Annotated in this window: 24 protein-coding genes, 2 rRNA genes and 2 other annotated features; all 26 genes read left to right on the top strand. The window is 43.1% G+C overall.

Annotated elements, in window-relative coordinates:
- Positions 1 to 119, top strand: a 23S ribosomal RNA gene (locus tag FQV26_RS17875); the annotation flags it as partial.
- A gap of 75 nt (positions 120 to 194) precedes the next feature.
- Positions 195 to 310: ribosomal RNA gene (gene rrf, locus FQV26_RS17880) — 5S ribosomal RNA — on the top strand.
- A gap of 138 nt (positions 311 to 448) precedes the next feature.
- On the top strand, positions 449 to 694 hold the full coding sequence (locus FQV26_RS17885; RefSeq protein WP_146559381.1) for a hypothetical protein: 246 nt from the start codon (positions 449 to 451) through the stop codon (positions 692 to 694).
- 159 nt (positions 695 to 853) lie between these two features.
- On the top strand, positions 854 to 1,324 hold the full coding sequence (locus tag FQV26_RS17890) for a CtsR family transcriptional regulator (RefSeq protein ID WP_146559383.1): 471 nt from the start codon (positions 854 to 856) through the stop codon (positions 1,322 to 1,324).
- Between the two features lie 12 nt (positions 1,325 to 1,336).
- On the top strand, positions 1,337 to 1,870 hold the full coding sequence (locus FQV26_RS17895; RefSeq protein ID WP_146559385.1) for a UvrB/UvrC motif-containing protein: 534 nt from the start codon (positions 1,337 to 1,339) through the stop codon (positions 1,868 to 1,870).
- Entirely contained in the window at positions 1,860 to 2,951 is a 1,092-nt protein-coding gene (gene mcsB, locus FQV26_RS17900; RefSeq protein WP_146559387.1) for a protein-arginine kinase McsB, read from the top strand. The genes FQV26_RS17895 and mcsB overlap by 11 nt, the downstream gene beginning before the upstream one ends.
- A complete protein-coding gene (locus FQV26_RS17905) occupies positions 2,948 to 5,410 on the top strand; it encodes an ATP-dependent Clp protease ATP-binding subunit (protein ID WP_146559389.1) in 2,463 nt (820 codons plus the stop codon). The genes mcsB and FQV26_RS17905 overlap by 4 nt, the downstream gene beginning before the upstream one ends.
- 61 nt (positions 5,411 to 5,471) lie before the next feature.
- Positions 5,472 to 6,848: a DNA repair protein RadA gene (radA, locus tag FQV26_RS17910; protein WP_146559391.1), complete on the top strand. Its 1,377-nt coding sequence runs from the start codon at positions 5,472 to 5,474 to the stop codon at positions 6,846 to 6,848.
- 93 nt (positions 6,849 to 6,941) lie between these two features.
- Complete coding sequence (locus FQV26_RS17915; RefSeq protein WP_146559392.1) at positions 6,942 to 8,036, top strand: PIN/TRAM domain-containing protein; 1,095 nt, start codon at positions 6,942 to 6,944, stop codon at positions 8,034 to 8,036.
- Positions 8,037 to 8,052: 16 nt separating this feature from the next.
- Positions 8,053 to 8,748 carry a 2-C-methyl-D-erythritol 4-phosphate cytidylyltransferase gene (gene ispD, locus FQV26_RS17920; RefSeq protein ID WP_146559394.1) on the top strand — a complete coding sequence of 232 codons (696 nt, stop codon included), beginning with the start codon at positions 8,053 to 8,055 and terminating at the stop codon, positions 8,746 to 8,748.
- Positions 8,745 to 9,245, top strand: coding sequence for a 2-C-methyl-D-erythritol 2,4-cyclodiphosphate synthase (ispF, locus tag FQV26_RS17925; RefSeq protein WP_146559396.1), 501 nt, complete (start codon positions 8,745 to 8,747; stop codon positions 9,243 to 9,245). The genes ispD and ispF overlap by 4 nt, the downstream gene beginning before the upstream one ends.
- Positions 9,246 to 9,287: 42 nt before the next feature.
- Positions 9,288 to 10,751, top strand: coding sequence for a glutamate--tRNA ligase (gene gltX / locus FQV26_RS17930; RefSeq protein ID WP_146559398.1), 1,464 nt, complete (start codon positions 9,288 to 9,290; stop codon positions 10,749 to 10,751).
- A gap of 42 nt (positions 10,752 to 10,793) precedes the next feature.
- Positions 10,794 to 11,011 (top strand) — a binding site (T-box leader).
- 52 nt (positions 11,012 to 11,063) lie between these two features.
- Entirely contained in the window at positions 11,064 to 11,726 is a 663-nt protein-coding gene (gene epsC, locus FQV26_RS17935) for a serine O-acetyltransferase EpsC (protein ID WP_146559400.1), read from the top strand.
- Positions 11,723 to 13,123 (top strand): cysteine--tRNA ligase, encoded by a 1,401-nt coding sequence (gene cysS / locus FQV26_RS17940; RefSeq protein WP_146559402.1) that lies wholly within the window; start codon positions 11,723 to 11,725, stop codon positions 13,121 to 13,123. The genes epsC and cysS overlap by 4 nt, the downstream gene beginning before the upstream one ends.
- 5 nt (positions 13,124 to 13,128) lie before the next feature.
- Positions 13,129 to 13,548 (top strand): Mini-ribonuclease 3, encoded by a 420-nt coding sequence (locus FQV26_RS17945; RefSeq protein ID WP_146559404.1) that lies wholly within the window; start codon positions 13,129 to 13,131, stop codon positions 13,546 to 13,548.
- On the top strand, positions 13,545 to 14,300 hold the full coding sequence (gene rlmB / locus FQV26_RS17950) for a 23S rRNA (guanosine(2251)-2'-O)-methyltransferase RlmB (RefSeq protein ID WP_146559406.1): 756 nt from the start codon (positions 13,545 to 13,547) through the stop codon (positions 14,298 to 14,300). The genes FQV26_RS17945 and rlmB overlap by 4 nt, the downstream gene beginning before the upstream one ends.
- A gap of 4 nt (positions 14,301 to 14,304) precedes the next feature.
- Entirely contained in the window at positions 14,305 to 14,814 is a 510-nt protein-coding gene (locus FQV26_RS17955) for an NYN domain-containing protein (protein WP_146559408.1), read from the top strand.
- A gap of 71 nt (positions 14,815 to 14,885) precedes the next feature.
- Positions 14,886 to 15,536, top strand: coding sequence for an RNA polymerase sporulation sigma factor SigH (sigH, locus tag FQV26_RS17960; RefSeq protein WP_146559411.1), 651 nt, complete (start codon positions 14,886 to 14,888; stop codon positions 15,534 to 15,536).
- Positions 15,537 to 15,605: 69 nt separating this feature from the next.
- A complete protein-coding gene (rpmG, locus tag FQV26_RS17965; protein ID WP_146559413.1) occupies positions 15,606 to 15,752 on the top strand; it encodes a 50S ribosomal protein L33 in 147 nt (48 codons plus the stop codon).
- A 59-nt stretch (positions 15,753 to 15,811) separates the two neighbouring features.
- Entirely contained in the window at positions 15,812 to 15,997 is a 186-nt protein-coding gene (gene secE / locus FQV26_RS17970) for a preprotein translocase subunit SecE (RefSeq protein WP_146559415.1), read from the top strand.
- Positions 15,998 to 16,100: 103 nt separating this feature from the next.
- Entirely contained in the window at positions 16,101 to 16,634 is a 534-nt protein-coding gene (nusG, locus tag FQV26_RS17975) for a transcription termination/antitermination protein NusG (protein WP_142830501.1), read from the top strand.
- Positions 16,635 to 16,798: 164 nt separating this feature from the next.
- Complete coding sequence (gene rplK / locus FQV26_RS17980) at positions 16,799 to 17,224, top strand: 50S ribosomal protein L11 (RefSeq protein ID WP_006828906.1); 426 nt, start codon at positions 16,799 to 16,801, stop codon at positions 17,222 to 17,224.
- Between the two features lie 105 nt (positions 17,225 to 17,329).
- Entirely contained in the window at positions 17,330 to 18,028 is a 699-nt protein-coding gene (gene rplA, locus FQV26_RS17985; RefSeq protein WP_146559417.1) for a 50S ribosomal protein L1, read from the top strand.
- A gap of 42 nt (positions 18,029 to 18,070) precedes the next feature.
- Positions 18,071 to 18,219: a sequence feature (ribosomal protein L10 leader region), on the top strand.
- 31 nt (positions 18,220 to 18,250) lie between these two features.
- On the top strand, positions 18,251 to 18,751 hold the full coding sequence (gene rplJ, locus FQV26_RS17990) for a 50S ribosomal protein L10 (RefSeq protein ID WP_146559419.1): 501 nt from the start codon (positions 18,251 to 18,253) through the stop codon (positions 18,749 to 18,751).
- A gap of 57 nt (positions 18,752 to 18,808) precedes the next feature.
- Complete coding sequence (gene rplL / locus FQV26_RS17995; RefSeq protein WP_142830507.1) at positions 18,809 to 19,168, top strand: 50S ribosomal protein L7/L12; 360 nt, start codon at positions 18,809 to 18,811, stop codon at positions 19,166 to 19,168.
- 125 nt (positions 19,169 to 19,293) lie between these two features.
- A complete protein-coding gene (locus FQV26_RS18000; RefSeq protein WP_146559421.1) occupies positions 19,294 to 19,896 on the top strand; it encodes a class I SAM-dependent methyltransferase in 603 nt (200 codons plus the stop codon).
- Positions 19,897 to 20,068: the final 172 nt, after the last annotated feature.

The raw sequence follows: 20,068 nt of genomic DNA on the forward strand, positions 1-20,068 counted from the left end.
AGATTTCCCATTGCGCAAGCAAGTAAGATCCCTCAAAGACGATGAGGTAGATAGGTTCGAGGTGGAAGCGTGGCGACACGTGCAGCTGACGAATACTAATCGATCGAGGACTTAACCAAATTTGTATGCGGAATCCTTGCATGTTCCGGTGTCGTTTATCCAGTTTTGAGCGAACAAGCTCAAGCAAAAAATAGTCCAGTGATGATGGCAAAGAGGCCACACCCGTTCCCATCCCGAACACGGCAGTTAAGCTCTTTTGCGCTGATGGTAGTTGGGGGTCTCCCCCTGTGAGAGTAGGACGTCGCTGGGCATCGAAAAGAAGTCGTTACCGATTCCGGTAACGGCTTTTTTTGTTTTGGAGAAAAAAAGCTGAAAACAAAGAATCTTAAAGTAAAAATAAGGGTTGAATAAGTATTGAAATGGGAAAAGTAAGAGTGAGGTGAGAATTATGAAGCCAGGTATATACAAAGTAGAAGCTATTGATAAAAGAACGGTATTGCTGAAAGCGACAGAAGAAAGCGAAGAACAGTATACTTTCCCTTTGGTAGATTTCACACATAATGTTTCCGTCGGTGATGTAGTAGAAATTTGGCAAGAAGGTATTAAGTGGAAGACTAAATACGTAGAAGAGAAAACAGAGTCAGTCTCTAGCCACGCTAAAGATTTTGTGAAAAGAATATTGGATCAAGAATAAGTTGTAAAAGTCTTTAAGCGTCTTAGCTTTAAGGCTTTTTTCAATTGATTAATACTTCTGATACATACTATTTGATATCTATAAAAACCATGGTGTATAATTAAGTCAAATATAGTCAAAGTCAACTTTGACATATTATGTATCGAAGAGGTGAAGGCGATGCGGAATATTTCGGATGTAATTGAAGGTTATTTAAAGCAGGTTATCGAATTAAGCGAGAGAGATCATATTGAAATTAAACGCAGCGAAGTAGCTGAAAAATTTCAATGTGTTCCTTCTCAAATAAATTATGTAATTAATACTCGATTTACCGTTGACCGTGGGTATTTGGTGGAGAGCAAACGCGGTGGCGGCGGGTATATTCGCATTAAGAGAATCAGGCTCCATCAAAAATCAGATGTAATTGCCGAAGTTATTCAACGCTTAGAACATGGTGCCACTCAAGTAATGGCAGAAGATATTGTTTTCAGGCTATTGGATGAAGAAATTATTTCTAAAAGAGAAGCAAAACTGATTCTTAGTGCTGTAGATCGTGCGACGCTGCTTTTGCCTCTTCCGACACGAGATGAAGTCCGAGCACGAATACTTATAGCTATGCTCTTCACAATTAAATATCAATCAAATGTATAAAGGGGTGAAAAGATGATTTGCGATCAGTGCGGAGAACGTTCTGCATCAGTTATAGTTAAACAACAGCATCAAGGACAGATAACTGAGCTTCATTTATGCCATATCTGTGCTGCTGAAAACCATAGTATTAATACTGCTTTTGAACAGGATCCACTAGCTATTCACCAGCTATTATCAAATTGGTTCCCTAACTCGCAGGCATCTATCAGTCCAGTTAGAAAGGAAGCAGCAACTTGTCCTTCTTGTGGCTTTACTTTCCCTAGGTTTTTACAACTTGGTAAATTTGGCTGTGCTTCTTGTTATGACGCATTTTCATCACAGCTTAATGAAATATTCAAACGATTCCATAATGGAAATACAGAACATACCGGTAAAATACCCGCTTCCTATGGAACGACGTTAAAAATAAAAAAAGAAATTGAAGAGCTCCGCAAGCAAATGCAGGTATCTATTCAAGGCGAACATTTTGAAGAAGCTGCACGATTAAGAGATGAAGTAAGAGTGCTAAGTTCGAAGCTTGAGGGAGGTGCTTCTAATGGTAGTTGACCGATTTCTCCAACCTCGAGCAAGTAGCTGGATGGCCAACGGTGGTGAAAACGTGGATATTGCTATGAGTACCAGAATTCGCCTAGCTAGAAATCTAACTGATTTTAAGTTTCCCTATTCTTTCTCAGAAGATGAGGCTCTCAAGGTGGATAAAGAAATATCTTCGGTATTGTTAGATAAAGGCCACGAATTAGATTATACTTTTAGCCATATCAATATTGAAGAACTTGCAAATCTGCAAAAAGAAGTATTGGTAGAAAAGCATTTGATCAGCCCGTATCTCGCTAATAGCCGTCATTCCAGTTCTGTGTTATTGTCTGAGAATGAAGAGCTGAGTATTATGGTAAACGAAGAAGACCATTTGCGGATTCAAAGTCTGCAATCAGGATTTCATCTTCAAAAAGCTTACAAGATAGCAAATGAGTTGGATTCCTTGCTGGAACAGAATCTGTCCTATGCTTTTCATGAGAAATATGGCTACTTAACCAGTTGTCCTACTAATGTGGGAACAGGGATGAGAGCTTCGGTCATGCTCCATTTGCCGGCCTTGACTATGTCGCATCAAATTCAACGGATCATACCTGCAATTTCAAGACTTGGCATGGTTGTTCGCGGCATTTATGGTGAAGGCAGCGAAGCATTAGGAAATGTTTATCAAATATCTAATCAATTGACGCTTGGAAAGTCTGAATACGAAATTCTTCAGGACTTGGAAAATATGACAGAACAGATTATTCAACAGGAACGCAAGGCAAGGGAAGCAATTGCTTTAAATTCCCCTTTAGTATTGGAAGATCGTGTGTATCGCTCGCTTGGGATTCTTACCCATTCGAGACTGCTGACGACAGAAGAAGCTGCAACTTGTTTGTCAGATGTTCGATTGGGTATTGATTTAAAGATGATCCAAGATGTAGACATGTCGATTTTGAATGAATTGATGATTTTTATGCAGCCGGCTTTTCTGCAGCAATATGCAGATAAACCGCTGCAGCCGAAAGAACGCGATTTTGCCCGGGCAAAACTGTTCCGGGAGCGATTGAATAAAGAAGGTACAAATAGTGAAGGAGAGGATCTTGCATGATGTTTAATCGATTTACACAACGCGCACAAAAAGTTCTTCAATTAGCTCAAGAAGAGGCTATTCGCATGAAACATGAATCAATAGGTACAGAGCATATTCTTCTCGGTTTAATTCGTGAAGGCGGCGGTATTGCCGCTAAAGCTCTTGAAGCGATTGAAGTGAATACACAGTTAATCGAAGAAGGCGTCAAAGAGCTTGTTGGTGTCGGTGAAAAAGATGTTGGCCCAATCGTACATTATACGCCGAGAGCGAAAAAAGTGATTGAATTGTCAGTTGATGAGTCTCGTAAATTGGGCCATTCTTATATTGGTACAGAGCATTTGCTATTGGCGTTGATTCGTGAAGGTGAAGGCGTTGCAGCCCGTGTATTAGGAAATGCAGGTGTCAGCTTGAATAAGGCGCGTCAACAGGTGTTGCAGCTTTTGGGCAATAATGAGCAGGCGTCTACAGGCACAAGCCCGAATGCTTCGGCTAATACACCAACTTTAGATGGTTTGGCCCGTGATTTGACCCAGGTAGCCCGTGAAGGCGGACTAGATCCAGTCATTGGCAGAAGTGATGAAATCACACGTGTGATTGAAGTACTGAGCCGCAGAACGAAAAACAACCCTGTATTGATCGGAGAACCAGGTGTCGGTAAAACTGCGATTGCTGAAGGTTTAGCACAGCAAATTGTCAACAATGAAATTCCGGAAACCCTACGCGACAAACGCGTCATGGTCTTAGATATGGGTACAGTGGTTGCAGGAACTAAATACCGTGGTGAATTTGAAGATCGTTTGAAAAAAGTGATGGATGAAATTCGCCAAGCAGGCAACGTTATTTTGTTCATCGATGAGCTCCATACATTAATTGGAGCAGGTGGTGCAGAAGGTGCAATTGATGCGTCCAACATCCTGAAACCTTCGTTATCGCGCGGTGAACTTCAATGTATTGGTGCCACTACTTTGGATGAGTATCGCAAGTATATTGAAAAAGACGCGGCGCTTGAACGCCGTTTCCAACCAATTCAAGTGGACGAACCTACTGTTGAAGAGTCGATTCAAATTATCCGTGGACTGCGTGATCGCTACGAAGCACATCACCGTGTGAAAATTACGGATGAAGCGATTGAAGCAGCAGCTAAAATGTCTGACCGCTACATTTCGGATCGTTTCTTGCCGGATAAAGCGATTGACTTGATTGATGAGGCGGGCTCTAAAGTAAGACTTCGCTCTTACACGACTCCACCAGATCTGAAAGAGTTGGAAGCGCGCTTGGAAGCTGCACGTTCTGAGAAAAATGAAGCGGTACAAAGCCAGGAATTTGAAAAAGCGGCTTCGCTTCGTGATGCGGAACAGAAGCTTCAGAACCAACTTGATAAAACAAAGAAAGAATGGAAAGAAAAACAAGGAAAAGAAGAATCTGAAGTGACAGTTGAAGATATTGCGAAAGTCGTGTCCATGTGGACTGGCATTCCGGTTTCAAAACTGGCTCAAACAGAATCTGATAAATTGTTGAATTTGGAATCGATTCTCCACAACCGTGTTATCGGCCAGAATGAAGCTGTAACTTCAATCTCTAAAGCCATTCGCCGTGCGCGTGCTGGATTAAAAGATCCAAAACGTCCAATCGGATCGTTCATTTTCCTTGGTCCAACTGGTGTTGGTAAAACTGAGTTGGCGCGTGCGCTGGCTGAGTCCATGTTTGGTGACGAGGACGCGATGATTCGAATTGATATGTCCGAATACATGGAAAGACATTCGACTTCACGCTTGGTCGGATCGCCTCCAGGTTATGTGGGTTATGAAGAAGGTGGACAGTTAACAGAGAAAGTTCGCAGAAAGCCTTATTCTGTAGTACTGCTTGATGAGATTGAAAAAGCTCACCCTGATGTATTTAATATTCTTTTGCAGGTTTTAGAAGATGGGCGTCTGACAGATTCCAAAGGTCGCAGAGTCGATTTCCGCAATACTGTCATCATCATGACTTCAAATGTTGGTGCGGAAGAGTTGAAATACAATAAATATGTTGGTTTCAATTTAGACGATGCAAAAACGGATTACAAAGACATGAAAGGGAAAATGCTTGCTGAATTGAAAAAAGCATTCCGTCCAGAGTTCTTAAACCGTGTGGATGACATGATCGTCTTCCATTCTCTTGAAAAAGAGAATTTGAGAGAGATTGTGAATTTGATGACGAAGCAATTGGTGGACCGTTTGCAAGAGCAGGATATCGATTTGGAATTGACCGAAGCTGCGCTTGAAAAGGTTGCTAAAGAGGGGTATGATCCGGAATACGGAGCCCGCCCACTTCGTCGCTCTCTACAAAAACACGTGGAAGACCGTTTGTCTGAAGAGTTGTTAAAAGGCACAGCGCTATCAGGCCAACGTATTGTCTTTGATGTGGAAGATGATGAGTTCATTGTTCGCACAAAAGAAACAGAAGAAGTAAAAGAGGCATTAGTGGAAAAACAATAAAAACATTCCGCTCGCCGGAGTTGATCTCTGGCGAGCGTTTTTTCTATTTAAGGAGGTACACATGGCTAAGAAAAAGACAAAATTCATTTGCCAGTCGTGTGGTTACGAATCGGCTAGATGGATGGGGAAATGTCCAGGATGTGCAGCATGGAATACGATGACTGAAGAAGTTGAGGTGGCTGCTCCTAAAGGCACCCGAGGCGCGTTTCAGCATAGTGCATCGGTTCCTCAAAAAGCGACGCCGATCAATGCGATTGAAACACAAGATGAACCAAGGGTAGAGACAGAACTAAGCGAATTGAACCGTGTACTTGGCGGGGGCATAGTACCGGGTTCGTTAGTGCTGATTGGGGGAGATCCAGGAATTGGGAAATCTACTTTGCTTTTGCAGGTTTCTGCAATGCTTGCAAATAGTGGTAACCGGGTATTATATATTTCCGGGGAAGAATCCATCCGCCAAACTAAACTCCGGGCAGAACGTCTGGATGCTTCGTCTTCAGAGCTGTTTATCTATGCAGAAACAAATCTTGAGCTGATTCATCATACAATTGAAGATGTGGCACCTGACTTTGTAATTGTCGATTCGATCCAAACCGTCCATCACCCTGAAGTGACTTCTGCACCAGGCAGTGTGACACAAGTAAGGGAAAGTACTGCGGAATTGATGCGGATCGCGAAAACAAAAAATATCGCTATCTTCCTGGTTGGTCACGTTACCAAAGAAGGGCAAATTGCTGGACCGCGTATTCTTGAGCATATGGTGGATACGGTGCTGTATTTTGAAGGCGAACGCCATCATACGTACCGGATTTTACGGAGTGTCAAAAACCGTTTTGGCTCGACTAATGAAATTGCCATCTTTGAGATGCTTCAAAGTGGCTTGAAAGAAGTATTGAACCCGTCCGAATTGTTCTTACAGGAGCGGTCGAGTGGTACAGCGGGTTCGACTGTAGTAGCTTCAATGGAAGGAACTCGTCCGATCCTGGTTGAAATCCAAGCCTTGGTGACCCCTTCGAGCTTTAACTATCCCAAACGCATGGCAACGGGCATCGATGTCAATCGTGTGTCGTTGCTGATGGCGGTGCTAGAGAAGCGGGTAGGTATGCTGCTGCAGGCACAGGACGCATACATCAAAGTTGCAGGTGGCGTGAAACTTGATGAGCCTGCCATCGATTTGGCTGTACTAGCCAGTATTGTCTCCAGTTTTCGGGACAAGGCTCCAAACGTCTACGATTGTATTATTGGTGAAGTAGGATTGACTGGTGAAGTAAGGCGCGTATCACGTATCGAGCAGCGTGTTCAGGAAGCAGCTAAGCTCGGATTTAAGCGAGCAATTGTGCCATCGTCAAATTTAGGCGGCTGGGATTATCCGGAAGGGATTCGTGTAGTCGGTGTAGAAAGTATCAATGATGCATTAAAAGAAATTTTTCCACAGTAAGGGGGCAGACATGCCTCCTTTTATTTCTAAATAAAGGTCATAAAAGCGTTTCCGTTTTAAAATGTGTATAATTATAAAAAGGAGGTGGAGCGCGTGTTAAGACCTATTATTCAAATTATGTTTTTGCTTATTGGTGCGACAGTCGGAATTTTATTATTACCATCTGCATTTGAACTTATTCCCCTTCTCGACAATCCTTGGATCAGTAATCCTTACGTAGCAGCAATTGTTGGTGCTCTTGTCTTTTTCCTGTTATCTTTATTATTTGTAGATTCTTTGATCAACTTCATGAAGTGGATGGAAGAGAAATTGCTTCATGCACCGACGCCTGATTTGTTGTTTGGAACAGTCGGAATGATAATCGGTCTTGTGGTGGCGTTCTTGATCGGATTTGCTTTAAGTACAGTTGATATTCCATTGGTAGCGACAATAGCCCCCTTAGTGCTTTCAGTAGTGCTTGGCTATTTAGGATTCCAAGTAGGATTCCAAAAGCGCGAAGAAATGTTGACCATGTTGACACCTTCAAAATTCACACCGGTAAAAAAGCTGGAAGCTGAAGAACCGGTTGAAAAAGTTTCTTATAAATTACTTGATACCAGTGTCATTATTGATGGGCGGATTGCCGATATCTCGGCAACAGGTTTTATGGAAGGCACTTTTGTGGTGCCGCAATTCGTTTTGTCTGAGCTTCAGCATATTGCTGACTCTTCAGATACACTAAAACGGACACGTGGCAGGCGAGGCTTGGATATTTTGAAACGCCTTCAAAGTGAACGCGTGGATGCCATAATGATCACCGAGGAAAATTTTGACGAAGTCAGCGAAGTCGATCTGAAATTGATGCGTGCTGCGAAAAAAATGGGCGGCCAAGTTGTGACCAATGATTTTAATCTTAATAAAGTGTGTGAACTTCATAATGTTCCTGTATTAAATATCAACGACTTGGCAAACGCTGTAAAACCTGTTGTAATTCCAGGAGAAGATATGCATGTAGTGGTCATCAAAGACGGCAAAGAACAAAACCAAGGTGTAGCTTATTTGGACGATGGCACAATGATTGTGATTGAAGATGGCAAAGGGTATATTGGCCAGGCTATCAATGTCACAGTCACCAGTGTTTTGCAGACCTCTGCAGGGCGGATGATTTTTGCGAAGCCGCGCGACCGCAAACAAACTGCAACAAATTGATAAAGGATGTTATCCAATGAATTATACAGTCGTCCTACCTGCTGCTGGCAGCGGGAAACGAATGAAAGCAGATAAAAATAAACTATTGCTCGAACTTTTTGGCAAGCCGATCTTTCTCTATACGCTGGAAGTTTTTCAGCGGGATCCAAACTGTGATGGCATTTGGATGGCAGTTAAAGAGCAGGAGCGGGAACTGATCGAGAGTTATGTGAAACGCTATGACATGACTAAAGTACAAGGGTACGCTACAGGGGGAATGGAAAGACAGGATAGTGTCAGAGCCTGTCTTGAAGCGATTCCACCTTGTGGCGTTGTTTTGGTTCATGACGCAGCGAGGCCCTTTATCGACCGCGAAGTTATTGCGCGTCTCGTGGAGGCAGCAAAAGAGTCAGGGGCTGCTATTGCAGGTGTTCCGGTCAAAGATACAATTAAGAAAGTAGACAATGGAATCATTTCAGAAACTGTGGATCGCAACCAATTATGGATGATCCAGACGCCGCAAGCCTTCCGTTATCCCTTGATCTTGAAGGCAGCTCAGGCAGCCCGCAATGACGGATTTATGGGTACAGATGAAGCGATGCTTGTCGAGCGCTTAAACTACCCTGTCGCTATTGTTGAAAGTACATATGAAAATATTAAAATGACGACGCCGGATGACTTGATTTACGGGAAAGCGATTCTGGAAAGTCGACTACAGGAGGAACAGAAATGATTCGAATTGGACAAGGTTATGACGTACATCAATTGGCAGAAGGACGTCCTTTTATATTGGGCGGTGTTGAAATCGACCATGATAGAGGGCTGCTTGGCCACTCAGATGCAGATGTTCTATTGCACACAATTACTGACGCTGCACTTGGCGCCATAGGCGGAGGGGATATCGGCAAACATTTCCCTGATACAGATCCTGAATTCAAGGATGCTGATTCCCGCAAATTACTGACGCATATTTGGGAATATGTCAAAGATCAGGGCTATGAGCTGGGCAATGTTGATTGCACGGTAATTGCCCAAAAGCCGAAACTGGCTCCATACATTGAACAAATGCGTGAATCGATTGCGAATCTGCTGGAAGCGGATGTATCACAAGTCAATGTCAAAGCAACCACTTCCGAACATTTGGGTTTTACGGGTCGCGAGGAAGGTATTGCAGCATTAGCAGTGATTTTACTGAATAAACGTCCGGTTTCGCTTGACGTCCCGGAGTGATAGAATAACAAAAGGATATTAGATAAATTAGGAGGAACTTAAATGACACAAGAAGTACGCGTACGTTACGCCCCAAGCCCAACAGGACATCTGCACATTGGCGGCGCCCGTACAGCATTATTCAATTATTTATATGCGCGCCACAACAATGGGAAATTCATCGTGCGCATTGAAGATACAGATACGGCACGCAATATTGAAACAGGTATCATGTCCCAACTGGATAATTTAAAATGGTTGGGCATTGAGCACGACGAGTCGATTGATATCGGCGGAGATTACGGTCCTTATCGTCAGATGGAACGTTTAGATACGTATAAAGAGCATTCAGAAATAATGCTTGAAAAAGGCTTGGCTTATAAATGTTTCTGTACACCTGAAGAGCTTGAAGCAGAACGTGATGCGCAAAAAGCATCTGGTATTGCAGCTCCTCAATATAGCGGAACTTGCCGCAATTTGACGGCTGAAGAAGTCGCTGAAAAAGAAGCAGCAGGCAAATCGTTCACTATTCGTGCAAAGGTTCCGGCCGGTGTTACGTATGAGTTCAACGATTTGGTGCGCGGCCCGATTTCATTTGAATCAAAAGATGTTGGCGATTGGGTGATGGTCAAGACGACTGGCATTCCAACATACAATTTTGCTGTTGTCATAGACGACCATTTGATGAAAATTTCCCATGTATTCCGCGGGGAAGAGCATTTGTCGAACACACCAAGACAGATGATGATCTATGATGCATTTGGCTGGGATTATCCAGGTTATGGCCACATGACTTTAATCATCAATGAAGATCGCAAAAAATTATCAAAACGTGATGAGTCTATTTTGCAGTTTATTTCCCAGTATAAGGATCTAGGTTATATTCCAGAAGCTTTATTTAATTTCTTTGCACTTCTAGGCTGGTCTCCAGAAGGGGAAGAAGAGATCTTCTCGAAAGAAGAGCTGATCCGCATCTTTGATGTGGAACGCTTGTCTAAATCGCCTTCCATGTTCGATAAGCAGAAATTGATGTGGATGAATAACCAGTACATCAAACAATTGCCGCTTGAAGAAGTGGTGAAGTTGTCTCTGCCGCATTTGCAAAAAGCAGGCAGATTGCCGGAAGAAATGACGCCGGAGCAAGCAGAATGGGCGAACAAGCTGGTCGCGCTGTATCATGATCAAATGAGTTATGGTGCAGAAATCACCGAACTTTCCGAGCAGTTCTTCACTGAAGAATTGTCATACGGAGAAGCCGAGAAAGAAATTTTGGCTGCTGAGCAAGTGCCTGAAGTCATGACGGCATTCAAAGAGCAATTGGCTTCATTGGAAAACTTTGAACCCGCTGAAATCAAAGCGGCAATCAAGGCAGTCCAAAAATCAACGGGTCATAAAGGCAAAAATTTGTTCATGCCGATCCGTGTAGTCATCACGGGACAAATGCATGGACCTGAGTTGCCGGATGCTATTTCCTTGTTAGGAAAAGACAAAGCCATCGCTCGTGTTTCACAATATGCAAGTGCATAACATTGACTTATTGCGCTGAGCGTGTAAAATGAATTTACCATTAACAAAACGTTGACGAGAAGAAGTACATGCAGCATGCTCTTTAGAGAAGATCTCCACCGGCTGAAAGGGATCCGGGCCGCTGCTGCATCGAAATGCCTCTCCGAGTGCTGAGTCGAATCAAGTAGACCAGACGTCTTGCCCGCGTTACGGGCCATCGAGAGAAAAGGACACACTGTCCTTTTAATCAGAGTGGAACCGCGCAACTATGCGTCTCTGTCATTTACATGACAGGGGCGCTTTTTATTTTGGAGAAGAAAGGGAGCGAGAGAGATGTTTAAGTTATTGAAAGATGATGTTGATGTCATTTTCGAACAAGATCCGGCAGCACGTAGTTATTTGGAAGTCATTCTGACCTATTCGGGTCTCCATGCCATCTGGGCACATCGATTGGCTCATTTCTTTTTTAAGAATAAGCTGTTTTTCATTGCCCGCATCATTTCACAGATCAGCCGTTTTTTCACTGGGATTGAAATTCATCCAGGTGCCGTTATTGGCCGCCGCTTCTTTATTGATCACGGAATGGGTGTTGTTATTGGAGAGACCTGTGAAATTGGCGACAATGTCACGCTGTACCAGGGTGTGACTTTGGGCGGTACCGGAAAAGAGCGCGGCAAACGCCATCCGACATTGGAAGACAATGTTCTCGTCGCCACTGGTGCTAAAGTGTTGGGTTCTATCGTGATTGGAGCTAACTCAAAAGTTGGGGCAGGATCGGTTGTCTTGAAAAATGTACCGATGAATTCGACAGTAGTCGGGATTCCAGGCAAAGTGGTTATTCAGAATGGTGTAAAGGTAAAGCGGGACTTGAACCATCAGAATATGCCGGATCCCGTTATGGATAAATGTGAAAGTATGGAAATGAAGATTGCCAGATTGCAGCAGGAAATTGAAGAATTAAAAAAAGTCAGGCAGGAAGAAGGGCAACGTTTATGAGTATTCAAATTTTTAATTCATTGTCACGGCAAAAAGAAAAGTTTATTCCTTTAGAAGAAGGAAAAGTGAAAATGTATGTATGTGGACCGACTGTTTACAACTATATCCACATCGGCAATGCTCGACCGGTCATCGTTTATGATACGGTACGCCGCCATTTGGAATACCGGGGCTACGATGTGAAGTATGTTTCTAACTTTACGGATGTTGACGATAAATTAATCAAAGCGGCAAATGAGTTTGGCCAAGAAGTTCCCGAAATTGCGGAGCGGTTTATTGCTGCTTATTTTGAAGACACGAAAGCATTGGGCTGTTCAGAGGCGGATGTTCATCCACGCGTAACGGACCATATGGTGCAAATCATTGAATTTATTGAAGCGTTGATTGAAAAAGGTTATGCCTATGAGTCGCAGGGAGATGTTTATTACCGGACCCGGAAATTTGAAGGCTACGGCAAGCTGTCTCATCAATCGGTGGACGAACTGAAGATTGGTGCACGGATTGAAACGGGCGACAAAAAGGAAGATGAGCTGGATTTTGTTTTGTGGAAAACAGCGAAGCCGAAAGAAATTTCTTGGGACAGCCCATGGGGCAAAGGACGCCCAGGCTGGCACATTGAATGCTCGGTGATGGCTCGCGAGCATTTAGGAGATACCATCGATATTCATGCAGGTGGACAAGATTTGACTTTCCCACATCATGAAAATGAAATTGCCCAATCGGAAGCATTAACTGGCAAACCATTTGCGCGTTATTGGATGCATAATGGGTATATTAATATTGATAACGAAAAAATGTCGAAATCGCTGAATAATTTTGTGTTGGTGAATGACATATTGAAGGAAATGGATCCACAGGTATTGCGCTTCTTTATGCTGTCAGTGCATTATCGCCACCCGATCAACTATTCACAGCAATTGGTTGAAGATGCTGTTGCCGGACTGGAGCGGTTGCGAACGGCTTATGCCAACTTGAAGCACCGTCTCGGCACATCAGCTGATCTTGGCGATCATTCCGATATATGGATCAATAAAATTGAAATCATTAAAGCAGCGTTTGTCGAAACAATGGATGATGACTTCAATACAGCTAATGCCATATCGAGCCTATTCGACTTGTCGCGTTTATCGAATACGTATTTATTGGAAAAACAAACATCTACAGCGGTTTTAGAGAAGTTTATTGCAGTGTTTGATGAATTGGTTGGTGTTTTAGGTGTACCATTCAACCAGGAAGAAGAACTGCTGGACGAGGAAGTCGAAGCATTGATGACGGAGCGCATTGAAGCGCGTAAAAACCGTGATTTTGCCCGCGCTGATGAAATCCGTGATTTATTTAAAGAAAAAAATATCATTCTGGAAGATACAGCACAAGGTACACGCTGGAAGAGAGGGTAACAACTTTGAGTGTTTTACGAAAAAATGATGTAGACCAATTGAACGCACTGGCTCTGGCATATATGGGAGATGCCGTTTACGAGCAGTCCATCCGTGAGCATTTACTGCGTTCAGGACGTGCAAAACCAAATATTCTGCACCGTCAGTCGACTACTTTTGTTTCTGCTAAAGCGCAGGCGGTGGTATTGAAGCGGTTGACAGAAGAAGGATTTTTGACAGAAGCGGAATTGGCGATTATGCGACGTGGGCGCAACGCTAAGTCCGGATCTGTTCCTAAAAATACCGATGTGCAGACTTATAATTTCAGCACTGCTTTTGAAGCGGTATTGGGCTGGCTATACTTAAAAGAAGAGCAAGCGCGTGTGGACGAAATCATTTCCTATGCGATTGAGATTGTCGAAGAGCTGGGAGGCGTGTTGAAATGACGGAAGAAGAATTGGCACCGGAGATAATTGGCGGCAAGAACCCTGTACTGGAAGCATTGCGGGCAGACCGGGATATCAATAAAATTTGGATTGCAGAAGGCATTCAGAAAAAAGGGATTACGGAATTGCTGCAGCTGGCTAAAGATAAGGGTGTCATCGTTCAATCTGTCCCGAAGAAAAAAATTGACGGATTGACAGATACTAACCATCAAGGCATTGCAGCGGCAGTAGCCGCCTATAATTACGCAAGCCTAGATGACTTGTTCGAGGCAGCAACTGTAAAAAATGAAGATCCATTCTTTCTCATATTAGATGAGTTGGAAGATCCTCATAACTTGGGCTCTATCATGCGAACAGCTGACGCAATTGGTGTTCATGGTTTAATTATCCCGAAGCGCCGGGCTGTCGGATTGACAGGTGTTGTGGCAAAGGCATCGACAGGCGCAATTGAGCATGTACCGGTTGTACGTATCAATAATTTGTCCCAGACAGTGGAAGAATTGAAAAAGCGTGGTGTGTGGATTGCCGGCACGGACGCTAAAGAGTCGGTTGATTACCGGAGAATGGATGCTTCCTTGCCGTTAGCCGTCATTATTGGCAGCGAGGGCAAAGGAATGAGCCGGATTTTGCGTGACAAATGCGATTTCCTTTATCAATTGCCAATGGTTGGCCACGTGACTTCGTTGAATGCTTCAGTGGCAGCAAGCTTATTAATGTATGAAGTTTATAGAAAGCGCAATCCTTTGGGTTGATGCCATGAATATTCTGCTAGTTGATGGATACAATATCATTGGTGACTGGGTGGAACTGCAGGAACTGAAAAAAGACAAATTGGCGAATGCTAGGGATCGCCTAATAGAGCGGATGGCTGAATACCGGAGCTATAAAGGGTGGCGTGTCATTATTATTTTTGACGCCCATCTTGTTCCAGGAATTGAAGCCAAGAATCTGCACCACGATGTTGAAGTCATTTTTACAAAAGAAAGCGAAACGGCAGATGAACGAATTGAAAAACTGGCGGCGAGTTTAAATAACCGCCGTGACCAAATTTATGTAGCCACTTCGGATTTTACGGAGCAATGGGTTATTTTTGGCAAAGGTGCATTGCGAATTTCAGCGCGTGAACTGGAAATTGAAATGATTGAAATACAGGAGAACATCACTAAAAAAGTAAAAGAAATCCAGGAACAGCGCGGGATTTCAAAAATACCGCTATCCGGAGAAGTAGCGGAAATTTTCGAAAAATGGCGAAGAGGCTTGAAATGAACGGTTGACGCTCATTTTTTTCTTCCTGTATACTGAAGATATCGAGGCTCACGCAATCGGAGGGATCACCCGTGGAAAATCATGAGCAAGTTCAGCCCCAACGATTCACCGACATGACAGATGAGGAACTTGTCAGTTTAGTCCACAGTGGAAACACGGAAGCATTGGATTTTTTGATTACAAAGTTTCGGCCTTTTGTTCGAATGAAAGCGCGCTCGTATTTTTTGATCGGCGCTGATAAAGAAGATATTATTCAGGAAGGCATGATCGGTCTCTATAAGGCGATTCGTGATTTTCGAAGTGATAAATTGTCTTCGTTCCGTGCGTTTGCAGAACTATGTATTATTCGGCAGATTATTACTGCCATTAAAACAGCCACACGCCAAAAGCATATTCCCTTGAACTCGTATATATCTTTAGACAAACCGATTTATGATGAAGAGTCTGATCGAACACTGATGGATGTGCTGACTGGAAACGGTGTAGACGATCCAGAAGATCTGATCATTCATAATGAGGAATTTCAGTATATGGAAGAAAAGATGGGTGAAGTACTGAGTGAACTTGAGCGTGAAGTGTTGGCTCTCTATTTAGACGGCCAATCCTATCAGGAAATTTCCGAGAAGCTCGAGAGGCATGTAAAATCGATTGACAACGCCTTGCAGCGGGTCAAGCGAAAGCTTGAACGGCACTTGCAGATCAATGAAATGCCGAGCTCCTGACGAGCGGTTGACAGGTCAGTTTTAAGGTGATAACCTTGAAAAAGCTGTAAACTTGAATAAGGTGATAACATGGCTAAAAAAATTGTTGTAAGCTGCTCGGAATGTGCATCCCGTAATTATGCGGTTCCTGCGAAAGCGGAATCGAGCACACGTTTGGAACTCAAAAAATTCTGTGCTCATTGCAATGGGCATACCGTGCATAAACAAACGATATGAATTTTAACTGAATGCCGGACGATATAAAGTGATTTTGAAATTCGGAGGTTTTTTAAACAATGGGTAACATTGGCGATTTCTTTAAAAATGTCGTTTCGGAAATGCGGAAAGTTAGCTGGCCGAAACGAAAAGAACTAACTCGTTATACAATCGTTGTTCTTTCTACTTGTATTTTCATGGCTCTCTTCTTCGCGGTAATTGACGCAGGCATCTCAGAGGTATTCCGCTGGTTCTTAGCACTATAAGTCATTCGACAAGAATAACGCATAAAAAATAGCCCGTCATTCTATGAGAACGGGTTTTTTCATTTGGTAAAAAAGGAGGGATGGACGTTTAGTCCGCACGATTATGGAGAAAAATTGGTATGTAGTCCATACGTATTCCGGTTACGAAAATAAAGTCAAAGCGAACCTGGAAAAGCGTGTAGAAACGATGGGTATGGAAGATCTTATCTTCCGCGTCATCATTCCTGAAGAACAGGAAACAGATTTTAAAGACGGCAAGAAACGTACAGTCATGCGCAAAACCTTCCCGGGATATGTCTTGGTCGAATTGATCATGACAGATGAGTCCTGGTATGTAGTCAGAAACACGCCAGGGGTTACAGGATTTATCGGTTCATCAGGCGGTGGAGCAAAACCGACGCCACTACTTGATGAAGAAGTAGATTTCATCCTGAAACAAATGGGAATGACTGAACGCAAAGTGGATATCGACTTTGCAGTTGCTGATACAGTTGAAGTAATGGAAGGACCATTCGCCAACTTCCAAGGGAAAGTGGAAGAAATCGACGATACAAAAGGCAAAGTTAAAGTGTCGATTGATATCTTCGGACGCGAAACCAAAATGGAACTGGATTTCGAGCAAGTTCAAAAAGTATAAAAGCCACTTGCTATTCTAAATTATTAATGGTATTATTTCATAGGTCAGACTGTCATAGGACAATCTGTACAATTTAGCTAATTCTATCAACATCGTTGACAGACAGATATTGAGTGGGAGGGGAAACCCTATTACCACATCACGGACTTAAGGAGGTGTGTTTCGTGGCTAAAAAAGTTGTTAAAGTTGTAAAATTGCAGATTCCTGCAGCAAAAGCTAATCCAGCGCCACCAGTTGGTCCAGCATTGGGTCAAGCAGGTGTTAACATCATGGGCTTCTGTAAAGAGTTCAACGCGCGTACGGCAGATCAAGCAGGACTGATCATTCCAGTTGAGATTTCAGTATTTGAAGATCGTTCATTTACATTCATTACGAAAACTCCACCCGCAGCTGTTCTATTAAAAGTAGCAGCCGGTATTGAATCAGGTTCAGGCGAACCGAACCGCAATAAAGTAGCGACTGTGAAACGCGACAAAGTTCGCGAAATCGCAGAAACTAAAATGCCAGATCTAAATGCTGCTTCAGTAGAAGCTGCAATGTTGATGGTTGAAGGTACTGCTCGCAGTATGGGCATTACAATCGAAGACTAATTCTAGCAGTTGTTTTTGGATGGGTTGCGCAGTTCATCATGAGCCGCGCAGCCTTTAATCGTGGGAGGTTCATTCCGTTATACCACAACAAGGAGGACGTTTAAAATGGCTAAAACAGGCAAAAAGCTGCAAGAAGCAGCAAAGTTGATCGACCGTTCAAAACAATACGAAGCTAAAGAAGCAATCGAACTTGCGAAAAAAGCAAGCACAGTGAACTTTGACGCTACAGTAGAAGTGGCTTTCCGTCTAGGAATCGACACGCGTAAGAACGACCAGCAAATCCGTGGGGCAGTAGTACTTCCAAACGGAACTGGTAAAACTCAAAGCGTATTGGTTTTCGCTAAAGGCGAAAAACTGAAAGAAGCTGAAGCAGCTGGCGCAGATTTCGTAGGCGATGCTGAATATATCCAAAAAATCCAACAAGGATGGTTTGACTTCGACGTGATCGTTGCAACTCCTGACATGATGGGTGAAGTTGGTAAACTTGGACGCGTTTTAGGACCAAAAGGCTTAATGCCAAACCCTAAAACAGGCACAGTTACATTTGATGTAACTAAAGCTGTTCAAGAAATCAAAGCTGGTAAAGTGGAATACCGTGCAGACAAAACTGGTATCATCCACGCGCCAATCGGGAAAGTTTCTTTTGATGACAGCAAACTTGCTGAAAACTTGGAAGCGATCTATGACGTAGTACAAAAAGCGAAGCCATCTTCTGCTAAAGGTACTTACATCAAATCATTGAACGTTACTACTACAATGGGACCTGCTGTTAAAGTAGATCCAACTAAAGTGGTTGCTAAATAAGATATTGACATCGTATTTCCGCTCTGCTATACTAGCGAAGTTGTGAAATACCCATTTGTACCGCAGACAGCAGGGGCGCCAGCCGCTTAATATATCCCTGCCGAGGACATGATGAATTCAGATAACATCTTTTTGATGCTGATTTTATGCCTCTGTGTCTGTAATGGACCAGAGGCTTTTCTTATGGACGGTATAAATGAAAAATCTATAGGAGGTGCCAAAATGAGCAAAGCAGTTGAAACGAAAAAAGTTGTCGTGCAAACAATCGCTGACAAGTTCAGCACTGCAGCTTCAGTTGTAGTTGTTGATTACCGCGGATTGAACGTTGCACAATTAACAGAACTTCGTAAACAGCTTCGTGAAGCAGGCGTTGAGTTTAAAGTTTACAAAAACTCAATGACTCGCCGTGCGACAGAAATGCACGGACTTGAAGCGATCAACGAACACTTTACAGGACCAAACGCCATTGCATTTTCTAACGAAGATGTAGTAGCACCAGCGAGAATCATTAATAATTTCGCTAAAACAAACGACGCGCTTGAAATTAAAGCAGGTGTCATCGAAGGTGCGGTTGCATCTGCTGAAGATGTGAAAGCATTGGCAGAACTTCCATCACGCGAAGGTTTGCTATCTATGCTACTCAGCGTACTTCAAGCTCCAGTCCGCAATTTTGCAGCTACAACAAAAGCAGTTGCAGATCAAAAAGAAGAACAAGGCGCTTAATAAGTTAGCCGGCTAAGCACGACAAAAAATATTACCTATCAATAGGAGGAAACTATAATGACACAAGAACAAATCTTAGACGCAATCAAAGAAATGACAGTTCTTCAATTAAACGACCTAGTAAAAGCAATCGAAGAAGAGTTCGGCGTAACTGCTGCTGCTCCAGTTGCTGCTGCTGCTGGCGGTGCTGCTGCTGAAGAAGAGCAAACTGAATTCGACGTAGTTCTTACTTCTGCTGGCGATTCAAAAATCAAAGTAATCAAAGCAGTACGTGAAGTAACTGGTCTTGGTCTTAAAGAAGCGAAAGCTCTTGTAGACGAAGCTCCTAAAGCAATCAAAGAAGGCGCTACTAAAGAAGAAGCTGAAGAAATCAAAGGCAAACTTGAAGAAGTTGGCGCGTCAGTAGAAGTTAAGTAATTTCATGAATCTATAAAAATGAAAGGAAAGCTCGTCAGTGTATACCGACGGGCTTTTCTTCTTTTTAAATTCATTTGCATGGCGGGCAGCTGTCCGCACCAAGTTAAATGCAAGGAGGACTTTATATGTCTCAACATTATTATTCCAAAAATCCTCAGACAAAAAGCAACCCTCGAGAATGGACAGATGTATTGCGTGGGGAAAAATTTCGTTTCCATACTGACACAGGTGTTTTTAGCAAAAGTGAAGTCGATTTTGGTTCGCGTCTATTGATCGAGACATTCAAAGAAGCTGAGATAGATGGGCCAATACTGGATGTGGGCTGTGGTTACGGACCCATCGGAATGGCGGTCGCTAAAGCATTTCCTCATAAACAAGTGCATATGGTAGACGTCAATACCCGGGCCATTGAACTGGCTAAAACAAATGTTGAAAAGAACGATATCTCCAATGCTCAGATCTACGAAAGCGATGGTCTGAGTGCTGTAGAGACAACGGGTTTTTCTGCAATTTTAACAAACCCGCCGATTAGGGCGGGAAAAGAGACGATTTTCCGTTTTTATGAAGAAGCTGCCGAGAAGTTAGCGGATGGTGGATCATTGTGGGTGGTTATTCAGAAAAAGCAGGGTGCTTCCTCTACAAAAGTGAAGCTGGAAGAGCTTTTCGGAGAAGTTAAAGTGGTCGATAAGAAGAAAGGTTACTTTATTTTTGAGGCCAGAAAAGTTTGACTTGACAAAACGGCTGTGTTATTATAATGAAATGCAAAATTTATTATTTTGAGGTCGTTTGCCCTTTTTCGGGCTTGGCATGACGACAGATCTAATCACGTGTAAACCGAAAATGAGCTGATTTAGTCTCGTTTTCTTTTTGTCTTTTCGATATCATACACTATTCTGTAGA

Source organism: Planococcus sp. CPCC 101016 (assembly GCF_007859295.1).
Classification (GTDB): domain Bacteria; phylum Bacillota; class Bacilli; order Bacillales_A; family Planococcaceae; genus Planococcus.

Excerpts from the sequence above, each read along its gene's own strand:
- FQV26_RS17885 (WP_146559381.1), top strand. The coding sequence starts at position 449 with ATGAAGCCAGGTATATACAAAGTAGAAGCTATTGATAAAAGAACGGTA.
- FQV26_RS17890 (WP_146559383.1), top strand. The coding sequence starts at position 854 with ATGCGGAATATTTCGGATGTAATTGAAGGTTATTTAAAGCAGGTTATC.
- FQV26_RS17895 (WP_146559385.1), top strand. The coding sequence starts at position 1,337 with ATGATTTGCGATCAGTGCGGAGAACGTTCTGCATCAGTTATAGTTAAA.
- mcsB (WP_146559387.1), top strand. The coding sequence starts at position 1,860 with ATGGTAGTTGACCGATTTCTCCAACCTCGAGCAAGTAGCTGGATGGCC.
- FQV26_RS17905 (WP_146559389.1), top strand. The coding sequence starts at position 2,948 with ATGATGTTTAATCGATTTACACAACGCGCACAAAAAGTTCTTCAATTA.
- radA (WP_146559391.1), top strand. The coding sequence starts at position 5,472 with ATGGCTAAGAAAAAGACAAAATTCATTTGCCAGTCGTGTGGTTACGAA.
- ispD (WP_146559394.1), top strand. The coding sequence starts at position 8,053 with ATGAATTATACAGTCGTCCTACCTGCTGCTGGCAGCGGGAAACGAATG.
- ispF (WP_146559396.1), top strand. The coding sequence starts at position 8,745 with ATGATTCGAATTGGACAAGGTTATGACGTACATCAATTGGCAGAAGGA.
- gltX (WP_146559398.1), top strand. The coding sequence starts at position 9,288 with ATGACACAAGAAGTACGCGTACGTTACGCCCCAAGCCCAACAGGACAT.
- epsC (WP_146559400.1), top strand. The coding sequence starts at position 11,064 with ATGTTTAAGTTATTGAAAGATGATGTTGATGTCATTTTCGAACAAGAT.
- cysS (WP_146559402.1), top strand. The coding sequence starts at position 11,723 with ATGAGTATTCAAATTTTTAATTCATTGTCACGGCAAAAAGAAAAGTTT.
- rlmB (WP_146559406.1), top strand. The coding sequence starts at position 13,545 with ATGACGGAAGAAGAATTGGCACCGGAGATAATTGGCGGCAAGAACCCT.
- FQV26_RS17955 (WP_146559408.1), top strand. The coding sequence starts at position 14,305 with ATGAATATTCTGCTAGTTGATGGATACAATATCATTGGTGACTGGGTG.
- rpmG (WP_146559413.1), top strand. The coding sequence starts at position 15,606 with ATGGCTAAAAAAATTGTTGTAAGCTGCTCGGAATGTGCATCCCGTAAT.
- secE (WP_146559415.1), top strand. The coding sequence starts at position 15,812 with ATGGGTAACATTGGCGATTTCTTTAAAAATGTCGTTTCGGAAATGCGG.
- nusG (WP_142830501.1), top strand. The coding sequence starts at position 16,101 with ATGGAGAAAAATTGGTATGTAGTCCATACGTATTCCGGTTACGAAAAT.
- rplA (WP_146559417.1), top strand. The coding sequence starts at position 17,330 with ATGGCTAAAACAGGCAAAAAGCTGCAAGAAGCAGCAAAGTTGATCGAC.
- rplJ (WP_146559419.1), top strand. The coding sequence starts at position 18,251 with ATGAGCAAAGCAGTTGAAACGAAAAAAGTTGTCGTGCAAACAATCGCT.
- rplL (WP_142830507.1), top strand. The coding sequence starts at position 18,809 with ATGACACAAGAACAAATCTTAGACGCAATCAAAGAAATGACAGTTCTT.
- FQV26_RS18000 (WP_146559421.1), top strand. The coding sequence starts at position 19,294 with ATGTCTCAACATTATTATTCCAAAAATCCTCAGACAAAAAGCAACCCT.